Origin of the sequence: Carboxylicivirga marina, assembly GCF_016612505.1 — a bacterium.
Taxonomy (GTDB): Bacteria; Bacteroidota; Bacteroidia; order Bacteroidales; family Marinilabiliaceae; genus Carboxylicivirga; species Carboxylicivirga marina.
In genome coordinates this window covers 1-967 of the sequence record NZ_JAENRR010000154.1, presented here as the reverse complement: position 1 = coordinate 967, position 967 = coordinate 1, and the positions used below count along the sequence as shown (strand labels likewise).

Sequence of the window (967 nt, the reverse complement as noted above, 5' to 3'; positions counted from 1 at the left end):
GATGGGAGACTATCAAGCACGGTTCTGTGAGAGGCTTAGGGTGAAATTCCCTTTGCCTACTCGACTAGCCAAACGTTAGGCTTTATAAAAAAACATGCTAGACCAAATAGGATGGAAAAGACACTTGAAGAAATATACGACTTAATTTATAATGACAATTCAATAAAAGAACCTAAAAATTTTATAAGGATTGTTGAACCGTATTTAATAGTAATTGGACAAGATTATTCAAATGACGAATACGAGAAATATTTTAAATCAACACGGTTATTGTCTGATTATTCAATACAGTTAGTTAATAATGGATATTTAAAAAAAGCATTACCATATATTGAAAAATCAATTCTACTATTTGAAAATGATATAAAACTGAAGGACAAAAATATTATTGAAGAACCTATGTATGAAGCTTTGGTTTGGAACAGGGGAATGATAAACTTCAATTTGCAGAAAAAGCAGAAAGCAGAAATTGATTTTTTAAAATTAGTTGAGAACTTTCCAGAAAATGACAAATACAAAAATTGGTTAAAAGCTTGTTCAGACACAAAATATGGAATTGCAGAATGGATTTTTGCTGGAATTGCAATAGTAAGCATATTTTTCTCTTTCATTTTAGAACCAAATGGCGGATTCTTAGATACATTAACAATTATTGGAATTGTAATTGGAGTATCTGGAGGTTTGACTGTTTCTTATATTAGAAAGAAGCGAATGAAAATGAAATAATTACAAAGCCTAACACGCTAGTATAAAGCAATTGGCGTTCGTGAGCAATTGGAAGTTTAGTTTGGTAATTGAACACCGCCAAATCTTTGATTTGGCTTTAGAAATGGAAAGATAAAAACAAATAAAAGATTTGGCTCAGAGGGATTTTGGAAGTTTTGTTTTGATAAATTGCCAATCGCTTCATCGTGTGCCGAGAAGTAGTGAACGGCAAAATATTCACTACATGCTGTAAATTGAGATG

At 31.3% G+C, this 967-nt stretch carries 2 protein-coding genes; one reads left to right on the top strand and one right to left on the bottom strand.

Going from position 1 to position 967, the window contains the following annotated elements; genetic code table 11:
• Positions 1–111: 111 nt before the first annotated feature.
• Positions 112–726: a hypothetical protein gene (locus tag JIV24_RS22175; RefSeq protein ID WP_200467273.1), complete on the top strand. Its 615-nt coding sequence runs from the start codon at positions 112–114 to the stop codon at positions 724–726.
• Positions 727–782: 56 nt separating this feature from the next.
• Here the strand turns inward: JIV24_RS22175 and JIV24_RS22535 are convergent.
• A partial coding sequence (locus JIV24_RS22535) for a hypothetical protein (protein WP_234445928.1) occupies positions 783–967 on the bottom strand: 185 nt, incomplete at its 5' end.